This window comes from Micromonospora sp. NPDC047707, from assembly GCF_040704235.1.
Taxonomy (GTDB): Bacteria; Actinomycetota; Actinomycetes; order Mycobacteriales; family Micromonosporaceae; genus Micromonospora.
In genome coordinates, this window is the sequence record NZ_JBEYSU010000159.1 from 1 (window position 1) to 1,219 (window position 1,219).

Annotated in this window: 1 protein-coding gene and 1 other annotated feature; the gene reads left to right on the top strand. The window is 67.3% G+C overall.

Annotated features, from left to right (window positions below):
• Positions 1–49: 49 nt before the first annotated feature.
• Positions 50–1,219, top strand: a protein-coding gene (locus AB0873_RS32595) for an IS3 family transposase (protein ID WP_366604649.1) whose coding sequence is annotated in 2 segments (ribosomal slippage) — positions 50–344 and positions 344–1,219 — 1,171 coding nt annotated over the 2 segments. Because the reading frame shifts where the segments join, the coding sequence is not laid out codon by codon here. This gene is flagged as partial in the annotation.
• Positions 331–462, top strand: a sequence feature (AL1L pseudoknot). Its footprint overlaps the gene before it by 132 nt.

Below are 1,219 nucleotides of genomic sequence, written 5' to 3' on the forward strand. Positions count from 1 at the left end.
TGAATCGGCCTGGGTTTCTCGGAGGGCATGATCTAACAGGGAGAGGATCATGCCAGCACCGAAGAAGTATGACGATGAGACGCAGGCGCGTGCGGTCCGGATGTATGCCGACCGGATCGCCGGTGGTGATGTTTCGCAGGTCAAGGCTCGCGAGGAGGTGGGCGAGCTGCTCGGGATCAACCCGTCGACGTTGCGGAACTGGATCCGCCGGGAGCTCGGCGAGGGCGCCACCGCGTCGGCCGGCACGGAGCGCTCCGATGACGAGCTGGCGCGGTTGCGGCGCGAGAACGCGCAGTTGCGGCGGGCGAACGCGATCCTGAAGACCGCGTCCGCGTTTTTCGCGGCAGCGGAGCTCGACCGCAGACTCGGACAGTGATCGATTACGTCCGCGAATATGCGGGTCGTTTCGGGGTCGAGCCGATCCTGGCCGTGCTCAAAGAGCACGGTGTCGGGATCGCCCCGTCGACGTACTACGCCCACGCCGCCTGCGGGTTCGGCCCTAGCGAGGCTGAGCTGCGGCAGGCGTATCTGGCGAACCGGCTGCTTGATCTGTGGACGGCGAACCGGCGTTTGTATGGGCGCCGGAAGCTGTGGATCGCCGCCTGCCGGGCCGGGCTGGCCATCGGCCGTGATCAAGTGGAACGGCTGATGAAGATCGCCGGGATCGACGGGGTGCGCCGCGGCCGGCCCCGCGTGGTCACCACCGAGCCCGATCGCAGCCGGCCCCGTCACCCAGATCACGTGAAACGGCGGTGGAACTACCCGTCCCGGCCGGATCAGTGGTGGGTGGCCGACTTCACCTACGTCTGGACGACGGCCGGGTTCTGCTACGTCTCGTTCGTCACCGACGTGTACTCCCGGCGCATCCTGGGCTGGCGGGTCTCGACCAGCAAGACGACGCCGCTGGTGACCTCCGCCCTCGAGCAGGCGTTGTTCACCCGGCGCCGCACCAACGCCACCTTCACCGCGACCGGACTCCTGCATCACAGCGACGCGGGCAGTCAATACGTCTCGCTGGCCTTCAGCGATGCGCTACGCTCCGCCGAGATCACCGGATCGATCGGGTCGGTCGGTGACGCGTTGGACAACGCGCTGATGGAGTCCACGATCGGTCTGTTCAAGACCGAGGTCATCGAGCACGAGCGGACCACCTGGACCTCGTGGCGGCAGGTCGAGCAGGCCACCGCGTCCTGGGTCCACTGGTACAACCACGACCGCC